The sequence below is a fragment of the Labrys sp. (in: a-proteobacteria) genome, assembly GCF_047605565.1.
Classification (GTDB): Bacteria; Pseudomonadota; Alphaproteobacteria; order Rhizobiales; family Labraceae; genus Labrys; species Labrys neptuniae.
In genome coordinates, this window is the sequence record NZ_JASGFM010000002.1 from 1 (window position 1) to 14,331 (window position 14,331).

A 14,331-nucleotide genomic window follows, 5' to 3' on the forward strand; every position below is an offset into this window, starting at 1 on the left:
CCACCGGCGACGGCCTGGTCGCCGCCTTGCAGGTGCTGGCGGTGCTCAAGAAGGCCGATCGCCCGGTCAGCGAGGTCTGCCACCGCTTCGACCCGCTGCCGCAGATCCTCAAGAACGTGCGGATTCGTCGTCGCAAGGTGCTTGATGATCCCAAGGTCGCTGCCGTGATCGAGGGCGCGCGCAAGCAGCTCGGCGATGGCGGCCGCCTGGTCATCCGTCCCTCCGGTACCGAACCGGTCATTCGCGTCATGGCCGAGGCCGACGACCGTGCGAATGTCGAGACTGCCGTGGACGAGGTGATCGACGCCATCACCAAGGCCGCCGCCTGATTCTTTCGGGGGGCGGATCGGAAGATTCGCCCCCACGATTGCAATCAGGTCGCAGGGAGTGGCCATTAGACCTTGCGTCAACGCAAAGCTGGTTTGCTCGGCTGCGCAGGCACAGGGATGCTGGCTCGACCGTTCAGCGCGCGAATTTGCGTATGAGCGCGACCAGTTGGGGCTCGTCGATCAGCAGGGCGGCGTCCTCCGGTGAGAGCCATTTGCGCAAACGCTGGGTCTCCTCCGGCCAGCTTTCGAGTTCGTTTTCGACCTTCAGCGGATAGACGTCGACCTCCACCATGCCGAAATGGCTCTTGAAGCGCTTCCAATAGCGATATTGGCCGATCGGCTTGCGCTTGATCTTGCCGAGGATGCCGGCTTCCTCCAGAGCTTCGCGCTCGGCCCATTTCCAGGTCTTGGGGCCCTCGGCCCAGCCTTTGGGAATGATGAAGCGGCGGGTCTGACGCGAGGTGAGCACCAGCACCTCGATGCCGCCGCCCTTGCGCCGGCGAAAAGGCAGGGCGGCGACCTGCCGAAGCGGGGTGCCGCTTGTCAGCGCCTTTTGATTCTTGCCCCTCGGCTTCGCCATCGCCGCCCCCCCGCTCAGGCGCCGTGTTTGCGGATGGCGGCCGAGATCTGCGCCAGGCCCTGCTTCAGCTCGTCCTCGAGCGGATAGGCAAAGCCGATGCGCAGATGGTTGCGTGGCATTTCGAACCAGTGCCCGGGACCGACATAGGTGCCGAAGCTCTCCAGCAGATCCTTGTAGAAGGCGTCGAAGTCGAAGCCAGCCTGATGGCGGAAGCGAGGAAAGCAGACCACGCCGCCCTTGGGCCCCACCCATTGGAGCTTGGGGTCGCCCGCGATCCAGTCGCGCATGATGGCGAGGCGGTCGGCGATCAATCCGGCCTGTTCCTCGAGAAAAGGGCCGCGTTGTTCGAGCACGCTGCCGGCGATCCATTCGTCCACCACGCTGCCGCAGATGCCGATCTGTTCCTTGGCGGCGAGGAAGCGCTCCTGCAGCTCGGCGTCGCGCGTGATGATCCAGCCGACGCGGATGCCCGGCACGCCATAGGCCTTGGAGAGCGAGGAGACGCTGATGGCGGCCGGGCTCAGCGAGGCCGCCACCGGCAGGATCCCGCCATGGCTGAGGTCGCGATAGGTTTCGTCGACCAGCAGCTTGCAGCCGGCCTGCTCGACCAGGGCGATCAGCCCTTCGAGTTCGGCCCGGCCGAGCATGGTGCCGGTCGGATTATGCGGACAGGTCACGCTGACATAGCGGGTTTGCGGCTTGATCGCCTCGGCGACCTTGGCAAGGTCGAGCGCAAAGCCCTGGTCGAAATCGAGATCGACATAGGTGATCGCGCAGCCGATCGCACGGGGCGTCTCGATATTGGTGGCGTAATTGGGCCTGACCACGACGAGATGGTCGCTCGGCGACAGCAATGTCGTGGCGATGATGAACAGGGCGCCGGCCGCGCCCGCGGTGACGAGTACATCGTCGGGCGAGAGGCGTTCGGCCTGCGAGGCGATCAGGCGGCGCAGGCGCTCCTCACCGCGATGTTCGCCGTAGAACAGCGTGAGATCGGGAATATCGAGGCCGAAATCGGAGAGTTTCCTGTCGCGGACCGAGCTCTCTGAGAGGTTGTAGCGGATACGGTCATAGCCATACTCCTCCGGCGCCTCCTTCTCGATCACCATGCGGGCATATTTCATCGCTGTTTCTCCCGCTCAGGATTTCGCTGCGAAGCGGGTGAGTGCCTCGAGGGTGGCATCGACCTCGGCCATGCTGGTGTAGTGCGACAGGCCGAGACGAGCGACGCCGCCGCTCTCGCGCAGGCCGAGGGCACCCGACGCCTCATGCGCATAGAAATCGCCGGCCCAGCCGAAGATGTTCTGGGCAGCAAGGTGCTCCATGGTCGCCTGCGGTGTCCGGCTTTCCAGGCGGAAGCTGAAGGTCGGCACGCGCGCATCGAGCCGGTTGCGGCTGGCAATGCCGAAGAGCCTGAGCCCGGCGATGTCGGCGATGCCGGCCAGGAAGCGGTCCATCAGCCCGGCTTCATAGGCCGTGGCGGCCTGCAGCCCGGCCACGATGCGGCTGCGGAGCGGCTGGCTAGCCTCCACGCCGCCGAAAGCCTCGCCGAGCCAGGCCATATGCTCGATAGCGGCCTGCGTGCCGGCGAGTGCCTCGAAGGACGGCGTGCCCGGCGCAAGACGCCAGGGCATGTCGGTCGAGGCAGGACGGACCTTGAGGGGGACCAACCTGTCGCGCAGGTCGGCCCGGACATAGAGCACGCCGGCATGGGGGCCGAAGAACTTGTAGGCCGAGCAGGCGAGGAGGTCGCAGCCGATCGCCTTGACGTCGACCGGAATATGCGGGGTCGACTGCACCGCATCCACCATTGTCACCGCGCCCACCGCCTTGCCGGCGGCGACGATGCGGGCGACGTCATTGATGGTGCCGAACATGTTGCTGGCATGGTTGCAGGCCACCAGCCGGGTGCGTGGCCCGATCAGCCGGTCGAGCGCCTCATAGCGATATTCGTAGGTCTCCGGATCGAAATCGAGCCAGCGTACGGTGACGCCGCGTTCCTCGGCGGCGATCAGCCAGGGGCCGACATTGCCGTCATGGTCCATGCGAGTGAGGACGATCTCGTCGCCTTCCTGCCAGTCGCGCGCGATCATGCGCGAGAAATGGAAGAGCAGCGAGGTGCTGTTCAGCCCGTATACGATCTCGTCAGCCGCCGCGCCGAGCAGGGCTGCGGCTGCCTGATAGGCTCCGGCGAGGATATGATCGCTATCCTGCGAGGTGCGGAAGGGACCGCCTTCGTTGGCGCAGCTGTCGACCAGCACGCGCGTCATCGCCTCGACGACGCGACGCGGTACCTGCGAGCCACCGGGCGCGTCGAGATAGATGCGTGGCTTGCCGTCGTCGCGGAGTGAAAGCGCCGGGAAGGTCGCCCGAACGGCGTGGATATCCCAGGGACTTGTGGTCACGGTCAAATCCTTCCTGGCGTCAGCGGCTGGCGCGCAAAGCGGGAGCCCGCGTGGACAGGCAGGCGAGCACCTGCTCGTGCAAGGCCGGCGTGGCGCTGGCCGCAATGGCCTGGCGGCCGGAGCGGATGGTCAGTTCCTCACCCTGCCAGGTGCTGATGACGCCGCCGGCATTGCGGATGATCGGGACCAGCGCGCAATAGTCGAAGGCATCGAGCCCGCCATCGGTGCTGATGTCGAGCGCGCCATCGGCGACGCGGCCATAGGCATGGCAGCCGCCGCCATAGACGCACCAGCGTGTCTGGCTGCGCAGATCCTGGAACGCAGCCTGTTCGGCCGCGTCGAAGGGCTCGGGATTGCCATTGGCCAGGATCGCGTTTGCCAGTTCGGTGCAGGCGCGCGTGCGGATTGGCTTGCCGTTCAGCGTGCTGGGAATGCCGTCGGCGCCGATCCAACGTTCACGGGTGACGGGATTGTCGATCACGCCGAGCACCGGCACGCCGCGAAAAGCGAGGGCGACCAGGGTGCCGAAGGTCGGGATGCCGGTGATGAAGGCCTTGGTGCCGTCGATGGGGTCGATCACCCAGACCCATTCGGCATCGAGATCGGCCGGTTCGAATTCCTCGCCGAGAATGCCGTGTTGAGGGTATTGCTGCGCGATCCGGGCGCGCAGCGCGGTTTCGACCCGCCGATCGATCTCGGTGACGGGGCTGGCATCGTCCTTGGTAAGAAAATCGCGCTGATTGGCGAGGGCCTCGCGGATGATGGCGCCGCTGGCGTCGGCGAGGGTGCCGGCGAAGGTGGTGAAGGCTTCGAGATCAGGTCGCTGCATGGGAGCTTTCGGCAAGGTTGGGATGTGTCTGGACGAGGGGACGTCTATGCCGGCTCAGCCGATGCTCCAGGGCACGCAGGGCCGAGGTGAGGACATAGGTGATGACGAGGTAAATCAGCGCGGCGGTGATAAAGAGCTCATAGGGAGCGAAGGTGCGTGCCACGATGGTGTTGGCGACGCCGGTGAGCTCCATCACGGTGATGGTGCTGGCGAGCGAGGTCGACTTCAGCATGCTGACGACCTCGTTGCCATAGGCCGGCAAGGCCAGGCGGAAGGCATGGGGCAGGATGATGCTGCGATAGGCCAGCGCCGTCGACATACCGCAGGCCCGGGCTGCCTCGATCTCGCCCGCCGGCACGGCCTGGATGGCGCCGCGCAGGATATAGGCGGTATAGGCTGCGGTGTTCAGGCTGAAGGTGAGGATGGCGCAGACCGAGGCCTGGCGCAGATAGGGCCAAAGGGCGCTGTCGCGCACCACATCGAACTGGGCGAGGCCGTAATAGACCAGGAAGATCTGGACCAACAGCGGCGTGCCCCGGAAGAAATAGATGTAGCAATGCAGGATCAGGCGCACCACGCCATTGCCGTTGATGCGCAGGATTGCCACCGGAATGGCAATGAGCATGCCGCAGGCGAGCGAAGCGGCCAGGAGCTGCAACGTGATCGCCGTGCCTTTGAGCAAAGCGGGCAGGCTTTCGAGCATGAGGTCGAAGTTCATTGCGCGAGCTTCCTTTCGCCGCGCGCGGCCCAGCGCTCGAGGGCGTCCACCGCCGAGGTGTTGACGATCGTCAGGATGAGATAGGCGAAGGCGGCGATGACGTAGAAACGGAAGGGGTCCCCGGCCACCGAGGTCGCCATGGAGCTGACGCGCATGATCTCCTCCAGGCCAACGATCGAGATAAGCGAGGTGTCCTTGATCAGGGAGATCCAGTTGTTGCCGAGGCCCGGCAGGGCGTAGCGCCACATCAGGGGCAGGCGGATATGGATGAAGCTGGTCAGGGACGGCATGCCGAAGGCCTGGGCTGCCTCGACCTCGCCCTTGGGGATGGCGAGGAAGGCGCCGCGCAGCACCTCGGAGGCATAGCCGCCGAAGACCAGGCTGAGCGCGAAGACACCGGCCGGCAGCGCCGGGATCTCGACATAGGCGGCGTCGGGACGGATGGCCTTCATCAAGGCCGTCAGCGCAACGGTGCCGCCGAAATAGACGATCAGGATGATCAGGAGTTCGGGCGTGCCGCGCACGACCACGGCAAAGCCCCGGCCGAGGCCGCGCAGGAAGGCGTTGGAGGATAGTTGTGCCAGCGCCCCCAGCATGGCCCAGACGAAGCCGAGCAGCAGCGAGAGCACGGCGACCTCGATGGTCACCAGCAAGCCGAAGGCGATCTGCGTCCCCCAGCCCAAGAAGAAATCCATGGCCAACACGCTCCGACGGCGGGGTTGGAAGAGAAGCCAGCGCAGCTGACGGCGAGGCGTTTGCTTGTGGCTCGTGTCCCGTCATCCCCGGCGCCACCGGAGGTGGCGGGAAGGGGATCCAGGGGTCGTTGGTCGAGCCCTTCAGCCCCTGGATCCCCTTTCCCATGGCCTACGGCCATGCCGGGGATGACGGAACATATGCCTGCCAGCGCAGCCTTACTGGGTCGCCGCCGGCAGCACGCTGAACGACCAGTATTTGTCGTTGATGGCCTTGAAGGCCCCGTCGGCGAACATTGCCTTCAGGGCGCCGTCGACCTCGTCGCGCAGCTTGGCATCGTCCTTCCTCAGGCCGATGCCGACGCCGGGCCCGAAGAACTCCACGTCGTTGATCTCGGGGCCGACGAAGGCGTAGTCCTTGCCGCGCGGCTTATCGAGGAAGTCCTGGGCGAGCTTGATCGGCCCGGCAAACACCAGGTCGACGCGCTTGGAGGTGAGATCCAGCAACATGTTGTCGACGGTGTCGTAGAGCACGATGTCCGCGTCGGGGAACTTGTCGCGCATGTATTTCTCATAGGTCGAGGAGCGCTGGATGGCGATCGCCTTGCCCTTGATCCCATCCGGGTTGGCCTTGCCGTCCGCCGTCAGCGGGGCGAGGCTGGAGCCTTTGGCTGCGATGAAGCGGGCGGTGGAGGAGCGGTAGGGCAGGCTGAACTCGATGCTCTTCTTGCGCTCGGCGGTGATCGACATGCTGGCGGCCAGCAGGTCGAACTTGCCCGCCATCAGGGCTGGGATCAGCGAATCGAAGGGCTGGCACACGAAGCTGATGTCGGCGCCGATGCGCTTGCCGACTTCGCGGGCGACATCGACGTCGAAGCCCTGCAGGGTGCCGCTGGCATCCTTGAAGTTGAAGGGCGGGTAGGTGCATTCGCTGCCGACCCGAAGTTCCCGGGCCTGGGCCATGGTCGCCAGGCAGGCGAGGGCGCCGGCGGCCATGAGCATGGTGATCTTCTTCATGGAATTCCCCTCCATTGTTCTCGAAGTTCTGGATGTCTCGTCAGAGCACGCGCTGCAGAAATGCGCGGCAGCGCTCGGATTTCGGCGCACCGAACACCTCGGCCGGCGGGCCGCGCTCCTCGATCACGCCCTTGTGCAGGAAGACGACTTCGGCCGAGATCTCGCGGGCGAAGGCCATTTCATGGGTGACCACGATCATGGTACGGCCTTCCTCGGCCAAGGTGCGCATGACGCCGAGCACCTCGCCGACCAGTTCGGGATCGAGGGCCGAGGTCGGCTCGTCGAACAGCATCAGCCGCGGTTCCATGGCGAGGGCGCGCGCAATGGCGACGCGCTGCTGCTGGCCGCCGGAGATATGGGCCGGATAATGCGAGCGCTTCTCCCACAGGCCGACCTTGGCGAGATAGGCCTCGCCCCGCTCCAGAGCCTCGCGTTTGGACAGGCCGAGCACCTTGATCGGCGCGATGGTGACGTTCTCCAGCACCGTGAGCTGGCTCCAGAGATTGAAGTTCTGGAACACCATGCCCATGCGGCTGCGCAGGCGGTTGATCTGCCTGGCATTCAGCTTGGTGCGGTCGCCGCGCCGGTCGAGCGTGATCTCCTCGCCCTCCACGGCGATGGAGCCGGCGCTCGGGATTTCCAGGAGGTTCATGCAGCGCAGGAAGGTGCTCTTGCCCGAGCCGGAGGCACCGATCATCGAGATGACGTCATGCGTGCGGGCAGTGAGATCGACGCCGCTCAGCACCTCCAGCGTGCCGAAACTCTTGCGAATACCCGTCGCGCTGAGCACGACTTGTTCTTGATTCCCCATGGAATTTCCCGTGCTCCAGAACAGAACGCGTTCAAGTGCGAACGCTTGTTTGCTCTGGCTCTTTGGTTGGACGCGTCTTTGCGATTCTTGGTGACGCCTTCAAATCGCAAAACGCTATAGCGCGGTGGTGTTCGCACGAGAGTGGGCGACTTGCCGGCCGTGCCCAAGAGCCAATTTCCGGTGGCGATGCAGTCCAATTCCGCCGCGGGGCGCAGGCTCAGCCGAGCTCTTCGATGGTGCGGGCCAGGATTTCGGCATAGCGGCGAATGCGCTTGACCGGATTGTTGCCGAAGCCGAGCACGAAGCCATGCCGCTTCAGCGTGCTGCGGCAATAGCGCGAGAGGGGCGGGCAATCCATTTCGTGATCGAGCAGTCGCTTCGAGACGGCGCGATCGTCAAAGGGCCGGGGCGACCGGATGGTGAGATGGAGCCCCGCCTTGACGTCCGGAACGAGGAAGTCGCCGCCGAGATAGCTGCGCAGGCCGTCCGCGAGCGTCCCCGCTCTTTCGCGATAGATCGCCCGCATGCGCCGCAGATGCGAGGCCAGATGGCCCGAACGCATGAATTCGGCGACGAGAGCCTGATCCGGCAACGGCGCATAGAAGGAGAAGATGCGCTGGGCCAGCTTGAAGGCCTCGATCAGCTCCTGAGGGGCAACCAGATAGGCAAGCCTCAGGCCGGGTGCCAGCACCCGGTTGAAGGAGCTGGTATAGACCACGCGGCCGGAATTGCCGGCATGGAGCGGCGGGACGGGTGCGCCCGACCAGCGGATCTCGCTGTTGAAGTCATCCTCCAGGACCCAACCGTCTTCGGCCGCCGCCCAGTCGAGCAGGGCCTGGCGGCGAGCGGCGGACATGGTGCAGCCGAAGGGGAATTGTTCGACAGCCGAGACGATGGCAAGGCGTGCCGGTGACGCGGCATGGTCATGGGCTGCGATGTCGAAACCGTCGTCGTCGACGGGAACGGGCTCGACCCGCAGGCCGCAGGCCGTGAGGGTCGCCAGTTGGGTGACATGGCCGGGATCCTCCAGCAGCACGCGATCGCCCTGGTTCAGCAGCACGTGGGCGGTCATGGCGGCTGCCTGCACCGTGCTGGAGAAGATGATGACCTGCTCGGGGCGGCAGACGATGCCGCGTGTCTCCTCCAGATAGGCGGCGATCTGACGGCTAAGCGGCAGGGTGGCCCGGGCATAATCGTAGCCGGTGTGGGAGGCGGCATGGGCACGCCAGTGCTGCCCGGCAAGGCGGGCGAAAACCTCGTAGGGAAATTCGTTGAGAGCGGGAATGCCCGGGCTGAGGCCGAACCGCTCGATGCGCTCGGGCGGCACGTCGAGGGCGAGCAGGGCCTCGGCATGGATGGAGGGACGAGCAGGCCGCTCGTCGCCCCCCGGCATCGCGACGGGCGGACGTGGCAGGTGATCCTCCGGAAAGACCTGCTCCACGAAAGTGCCCGCGCCGAGCCGCTTCTGCAGATAGCCTTCCGTCGCCAGCTTCTCATAGGCGAGCACTACTGTGTTGCGGGAGATGGCGAGTTCATCCGACAGCATGCGGCTCGGCGGCAGCCGCGCGCCGCGCGGGATCCGTCCATCGGCGATCAGGCCGCGCAATTGGGCGAAGAGCTGCTGATAGAGGGGGATGGCGGAGCCACGCTCTAAGGCGATCAGGTTCCAGGCAGGATAGTTAAAGACTTCCATCGGCATCCCAGCGAGATGATCGTCCGGCCAGGTTGCATTGTTTCATAAAGGTGGCGGTGGACTGCCGTCGATATCAGGCCGTTCTGCTCCGCTATGCAAGTGATTACACACGTCCCGGCGACGTGGTTCATCCGATGAAAGACGGCTCGCCGTCCTACCAGGCGATGCTTTTTCCATCGAAAGCGCGGAAACTGCCGCTGTCGGCCAAGGCGGCCCGAGCGATCAGGTCGTGCAGGGCCGCAGCGCTGTTCGACACCGGGACTTCGGCCCCTGTGCCGCCCATATCGGTCCGCACCCAGCCGGGATGGAGCGCCAGCGCGGTGATCCGGTCGCTCCTGAGGTCGAGCGCGAGCTTGGCGGTTGCCATGTTGAGCGCCGCCTTGGAGCAGCGATAGGCATAGTCCCCATCGTCGTCGCCGATCATGCCTTCGGCGATCGAACCGGCGCGGCTCGAAATATTGGCGATGATCTTGCCGTGCCCGATGCGCAGATTGGGCAGCAGTGCCTGCGCGACAAGCAGGGGTGCGAGGGCATTGACGCGCATCACCTCGAGGAAGTCATCGGGATCGAGCGTGGCAAGGCCGCCGGTATCGCCGCGGATGGCGGCATTGTTGATCACCACGTCGAGCGGTATGCCGGCAAGGCCGGTAGCGAGTTCGGCGATCGAGGCCGGGCAGGCGACATCGACACGGCGCCATTCGAGCCTGTCTTCATTGGGGGGCAGCGTGTCGGCGCGGATGCAGGCGATCACCCGCCAGCCCGCCCCGGCATAGTGCCGAGCCAGGGCCAGGCCCAGGCCTCGCGAGGCGCCGGTGATCAGTAGCGTGCCGGGTGTCGATGCTCGTTCTGGTGTGTCGTTTGCGTTTCGCATCGAGCGATTTCAGGAAAGAGCGCGACCAGCCTTCTCCCCTTGCGGGAGAAGGTGGCCGAGCGTAGCGAGGTCGGATGAGGGGTGTCGGCGATTGCCCGGCAGATATTGTGCATCACCCCTCATCCGTCCCTTCGGGCCACCTTCTCCCGCAAGGGGAGAAGGCTGGTCGCGCCTCATTCGGCGAAGTCGAGACGCACGAATCCGACCATTCTTAAGCACGGGCAGTATTCCACACCGGCTTCGCAGCGCTTCGTGCCTCATTGGCGATCTGCGCGTAGACCTCACCCGAATATTTGATCCGCCGCTCCTGGGTTGCGAGATCGACATGGGTGATGCCGAAGGGGGTGGTGTAGCCATAGGCCCATTCGAAATTGTCCATCAGCGTCCAGGCGAAATAGCCCTCGACCGGCACGCCATCGGCGGCGGCCTTGGCCACCTGTTCGAGGTGGTCGACGTAGTAGAGCGCCCGCTGGTCGTCCCAGACGCGGCCGTCGGCGGTCACGGTCTCGGGTGCCGTCGCCACGCCGTTCTCGGAAATCAGGATGCGCCTGGGCTGGTAGTTGGCGTGGACGTAATGGAGGACGTCGTAGATGCAGCGCGGCCAGATCTCGTAGTCGACGGCGGAATAGACGCCCTCGGGCCGCACGCGCCTGTAGTTGAGCGGCGCGAGCTCGCCGCCCTCCGCGATCACCGAGCGGCGGTAAATGTTGACGCCGAGATAGTCGACCGGGGCGGCGATGATGGCATTGTCGCCGGGGCGGATGTCCGGCAGAAGCGGGCCGTAGAGCGCCAGCATGTCCTCGGGGTAGATGCCCTTGAACACGGCGTCGAGGAACCAGCGATTCTGGGCGCCGTCGAAACGCCGGGCGGCCGCGACATCGCGCGGGTCGGGGCTGGCCGGCTCGACCACGTTGAGGTCGAAGACGATGCCGACGGAGGCGTCGGGCACTTCGGCACGCACCGCCGGCACGGCAAGGCCATGGCCGAGCAAAGCGTGATGGCTGGCGGTCACGCCGCCCTTGGTGCCGTCATGAAGGCCCGGCGCGTCCTCGCCGGTGGCGTGGCCCGACCAGCAGAAGGTCCAGGGCTCGTTCAGCGTGGTCCATTGCTTGACGCGGTCGCCGAAGGCGCGGGCGATCATCGAGGCGTAGGTGGCGAAATGCTCGGCGGTCTCGCGGTTGTACCAGCCGCCGCGATCCTGCAGCATTTGCGGCAGGTCCCAGTGATAGAGGGTGAGGTAGGGCTCGATCCCGGCTTCCAGCAGACCGTCGATCAGCCGGTCGTAAAAGGCGATCCCCTTGGCGTTCGGCGTGCCCGTGCCCTCGGGCAGGACGCGCGTCCAGGCGATGGAGAAGCGATAGGCGTCGAGGCCAAGCCGCTTCATCACCGCGATGTCCTCGCGCCACAGATGATAGTGGTCGCAGGCGACCTCGCCGCTGCTGGCGTCGGTGATCACGCCGGGCTTGCGGCAGAAACGGTCCCAGATGCTCTCACTCTTGCCGTCGAGGTCGTGGGCGCCCTCGATCTGGTAGGCGGCCGTGGCGGCGCCGAAGACGAAGCCCTTGGGGAAGACGAGGCCGCGGGCACGGGCTTCGAGAGCCTTGCGGCTCTCAGCGATGCTTGATGTCATATTTTCTCTCGATGGTGTTGACCAGGCTCGCCGCGGCGAGGGTCAGGACGATGTAGAAGATGGCGGCGGAGTTGTAGGGCGCGAAGGGCAGGAAGCTCGCCGACTGGAACTCGCGCATGCGCTGGGTGATGTCGCGGATCGACAGGATGGAGAGCAGCGAGGTGTCCTTGAGGATGGCGATCAGCTCGTTGCCGAGCGGGGGAATGATGATGCGGAAGGCCTGCGGCAGCACCACCAGCCGCGCCGTCTTCCAGCGCGACAGGCCGATGCTGCGGGCCGCCTCGATCTGGCCCATCGGGATGGCGTTGATGCCGGAGCGGAAGATTTCCGCCAGATAGGCCGAATAGGCGAAGGCCATGGCGACGATGCCGCGCAGCAGATTGGGCGGGTCGAGCGCGCCCTGGGTGGCATCCTTGAGCGCGCCGCTGAGCGGCAGGCCGATATAGAGCACGATCACCAGCATCGGGATGCCGCGGATGGTGTCGACGATGAACTCCGAGCCGATGGCGAGCGGGTGGCGGAAATTGAGATGGCCGCCGAAGGTGAGCAGGCCGAGGATGATGGCGAGTACCGCGAAGGTGATGCCGGCCGAACGGTCACGGTCGTTCAGGAGCTCGGTCTGCCAGAGCACCGGCAGGCCGGCGGGTAAAGCTGCGGCCGGGATGAGCGCTGCCGACACGTCCTGTTTCCTGGCGATGGCGGCCAGGGCCTCGGGGGCGCCGGCGAAGCTGCGCACCGGCACCGGGGCGTTCGGCCCGCCGGGGAAGTCACCCTCGCGCACCGAGGCGATCAGGCTGGACGGCGTATTGCCGACGACCGCCACCTTGCCTTCGAGTGTGCCGGCCAGGACATAGCTGTCGCGCGGCTGCATCAGGAACCAACCCGCGGCCACGGCAAGCGCCAGAGTGAGGGCGACGAAGATCAGGCTGGCCCGCTCGCTGTAGCGCAATTGCAGCAGGCCGACCCAGACGAGGCCGAGCAGGGCGGCGAGGAGATAGGCGGCGACGGCGGCACGGATGGTGGTGGCGACGCCGGCCGCGAAGGCGACATGGGCGAAGAAGAACAGGCCGACGGCGCCGACGCCGTTGACGAGGCCGAGGATCCAGCGCCCGGCGCGCCGCAATGGTGTTTCGCGCTCCTCGCTCGGCCGCCCGCCCGCGAGGAACAGGCCGAGGCCGAGCAGCGTCAGGCCGAGATAGGCCGGCAGGAGCCAGGCTTCGACATGGCCCAGCATCAAATCGGCGTCCGGGGTAAGCTGCCGGGGCGTCACGCCCTTCACCACCAGGGCCGAGGTGAAGGGATCGACGGCGTTGGCCAGGACCGAGGCGAGATAGGGATGGCTGAAGCCGCCCACTGCGATCGCCAGCGCGGCCGTGAGATTGAGGCCAGCGGCGGTGAGGGCGAGCCGCGGCCGGTAGGCATGGGCCCGTGAGAAGAACAGCACGGCAAGGCCCATGGTGAAGGCGATGGCCAGGGCTGCGAAGCCCGGCACGAAGGCGGACGAACCGTTCTCGACGCCGAGGATCGCCCGCAACGAGCGCTGATAGTCGCGCGAGGTCGAGAACAGATAGATGATGAAGGGCAGGGCCGTCAGAATGATCAGATTGCTGGGGCGTATGCGTCTGAGAGTATCCATTCGGTCCTCACCCACCGGGGCGATCGTGGTTTCGATGATTCTTTGGGAGCGCGGACGAGGGTGCCTATGGGCGTTGGGAACAGGATTGGGCGAGATGACAGGCCCATCGTGGAAGCGTGACGCTTGTGCCCCCTCGCCCCGTTCTTACGGGGAGAGGATAGAGGTGAGGGGCTGCGCAAGTGTTTGTGAGGTCACACTGCCCCTCATCCTTACCTTCTCCCCGTAAGAACGGGCGAAGGGACGGCCGATGTCGCGCCCTTTTTCCTTATCCCAGTGCAACCGGTAGAAGGTCCGCGCTCCCAAGAGAACCCTATCGTCAGAGCGGTAGCGTCCCTACTTGGCGCCCCAATATTTGGCGATCAGCTTGTCGAGCGTGCCGTCGGCCTTGATCTGGCTGAGCCCCTCGTTGAAGGCCGCGACATTGTCGTCGCCCTTGCGGAAGACGAGGCCGAGCGGGTCGGATTCCAGGCCCTTGATGCCGACGACGAGATCGCCGGCGAATTCGCGGTCATAGGCCGGCGCGTTGGCGCCGTTGATGACGACGCCGTCGACATCCTTGTTCTTGAGGGCGATGACCGAGGCGCTGAAGCTGTCATAGGCCACGACATTGTCCTTGCCGACGATCTTCTCGGCGACCTGGGCATCGGTGGTGTTGGCCTGGGCCGAGAGCTTCTTGGCCTTGCCCTTGAAGCCGTCGAGCGAGATGTCCTGGTCGGCCACGCGCACCAGGATCGCCTGGCTGTTGACGATATAGGGATCGGAGAAATCCATCGCCTTCTTGCGTTCGTCGGTGATCGACACGCCCGAGGCGACCAGGTCGAAGCTGCCCTGGTCGAGGGCGGCGAAGATGCCGTCCCAGCCGGTGGTCACGAATTCGGCCTTGCAGTTGATCTTGGCGCAGATCGCATTGACCACGTCGACATCGAAGCCGACGATCTGGTTGGTGGCGGGATCGACGCTCTCCATCGGCGGCGAGGTGGTGTCGGAGCCGACCTTCAGGAGCTTGCCGCCGAGGTCGGCCGCCTGCGCCCCGCCGGCGAAGGCCGACAACAGCAGGGCAGCCGCGATCGCGTTCAGTTTTTTCATGGTTTCCTCCTCCATTGGTTTTGTTGGTTTTGTG

General features: G+C 65.6%; 13 protein-coding genes and 1 pseudogene. 1 reads left to right on the forward strand and 13 read right to left on the reverse strand.

Features of this window, described 5'->3' with window-relative positions:
* Positions 1-329, forward strand: a pseudogene (glmM, locus tag QM672_RS02105) (phosphoglucosamine mutase); the annotation flags it as partial.
* 133 nt (positions 330-462) lie between these two features.
* On the opposite strand, the gene QM672_RS02110 reads toward glmM, so the two are convergent.
* The 13 genes from QM672_RS02110 to QM672_RS02170 all read right to left on the reverse strand — a co-directional run bounded on the left by QM672_RS02110 (position 463) and on the right by QM672_RS02170 (position 14,297).
* On the reverse strand, positions 463-909 hold the full coding sequence (locus QM672_RS02110; protein ID WP_311944595.1) for an NUDIX hydrolase: 447 nt from the start codon (positions 907-909) through the stop codon (positions 463-465).
* A gap of 14 nt (positions 910-923) precedes the next feature.
* Positions 924-2,033 carry an aminotransferase class I/II-fold pyridoxal phosphate-dependent enzyme gene (locus QM672_RS02115; RefSeq protein WP_367626735.1) on the reverse strand — a complete coding sequence of 370 codons (1,110 nt, stop codon included), beginning with the start codon at positions 2,031-2,033 and terminating at the stop codon, positions 924-926.
* 15 nt (positions 2,034-2,048) lie between these two features.
* A complete protein-coding gene (locus tag QM672_RS02120; RefSeq protein ID WP_415080485.1) occupies positions 2,049-3,314 on the reverse strand; it encodes a cysteine desulfurase-like protein in 1,266 nt (421 codons plus the stop codon).
* A 19-nt stretch (positions 3,315-3,333) separates the two neighbouring features.
* Entirely contained in the window at positions 3,334-4,143 is an 810-nt protein-coding gene (locus tag QM672_RS02125) for an inositol monophosphatase family protein (protein WP_415080486.1), read from the reverse strand.
* The gene (locus QM672_RS02130) at positions 4,130-4,861 is read right to left on the reverse strand and encodes an ABC transporter permease (protein ID WP_415080487.1); all 732 of its coding nucleotides are present in this window, start codon (positions 4,859-4,861) and stop codon (positions 4,130-4,132) included. Before QM672_RS02130 ends, QM672_RS02125 begins: the two co-directional genes overlap by 14 nt.
* Complete coding sequence (locus QM672_RS02135; protein ID WP_415080488.1) at positions 4,858-5,556, reverse strand: ABC transporter permease; 699 nt, start codon at positions 5,554-5,556, stop codon at positions 4,858-4,860. Before QM672_RS02135 ends, QM672_RS02130 begins: the two co-directional genes overlap by 4 nt.
* Before the next feature lie 216 nt (positions 5,557-5,772).
* Positions 5,773-6,570 (reverse strand): transporter substrate-binding domain-containing protein, encoded by a 798-nt coding sequence (locus QM672_RS02140; protein WP_311944605.1) that lies wholly within the window; start codon positions 6,568-6,570, stop codon positions 5,773-5,775.
* Between the two features lie 40 nt (positions 6,571-6,610).
* Positions 6,611-7,381 carry an ABC transporter ATP-binding protein gene (locus tag QM672_RS02145; RefSeq protein ID WP_367626739.1) on the reverse strand — a complete coding sequence of 257 codons (771 nt, stop codon included), beginning with the start codon at positions 7,379-7,381 and terminating at the stop codon, positions 6,611-6,613.
* Between the two features lie 217 nt (positions 7,382-7,598).
* Positions 7,599-9,074, reverse strand: a complete 1,476-nt coding sequence (locus tag QM672_RS02150; protein ID WP_415080489.1) for a PLP-dependent aminotransferase family protein — start codon at positions 9,072-9,074, stop codon at positions 7,599-7,601.
* A gap of 154 nt (positions 9,075-9,228) precedes the next feature.
* Positions 9,229-9,945: an SDR family oxidoreductase gene (locus tag QM672_RS02155; protein ID WP_415080490.1), complete on the reverse strand. Its 717-nt coding sequence runs from the start codon at positions 9,943-9,945 to the stop codon at positions 9,229-9,231.
* A 211-nt stretch (positions 9,946-10,156) separates the two neighbouring features.
* Positions 10,157-11,575: a GH1 family beta-glucosidase gene (locus QM672_RS02160; RefSeq protein ID WP_415080491.1), complete on the reverse strand. Its 1,419-nt coding sequence runs from the start codon at positions 11,573-11,575 to the stop codon at positions 10,157-10,159.
* Positions 11,556-13,211, reverse strand: a complete 1,656-nt coding sequence (locus QM672_RS02165) for an amino acid ABC transporter permease (RefSeq protein WP_415080492.1) — start codon at positions 13,209-13,211, stop codon at positions 11,556-11,558. Before QM672_RS02165 ends, QM672_RS02160 begins: the two co-directional genes overlap by 20 nt.
* A gap of 333 nt (positions 13,212-13,544) precedes the next feature.
* Positions 13,545-14,297 carry a transporter substrate-binding domain-containing protein gene (locus QM672_RS02170; protein ID WP_367626744.1) on the reverse strand — a complete coding sequence of 251 codons (753 nt, stop codon included), beginning with the start codon at positions 14,295-14,297 and terminating at the stop codon, positions 13,545-13,547.
* Positions 14,298-14,331: the final 34 nt, after the last annotated feature.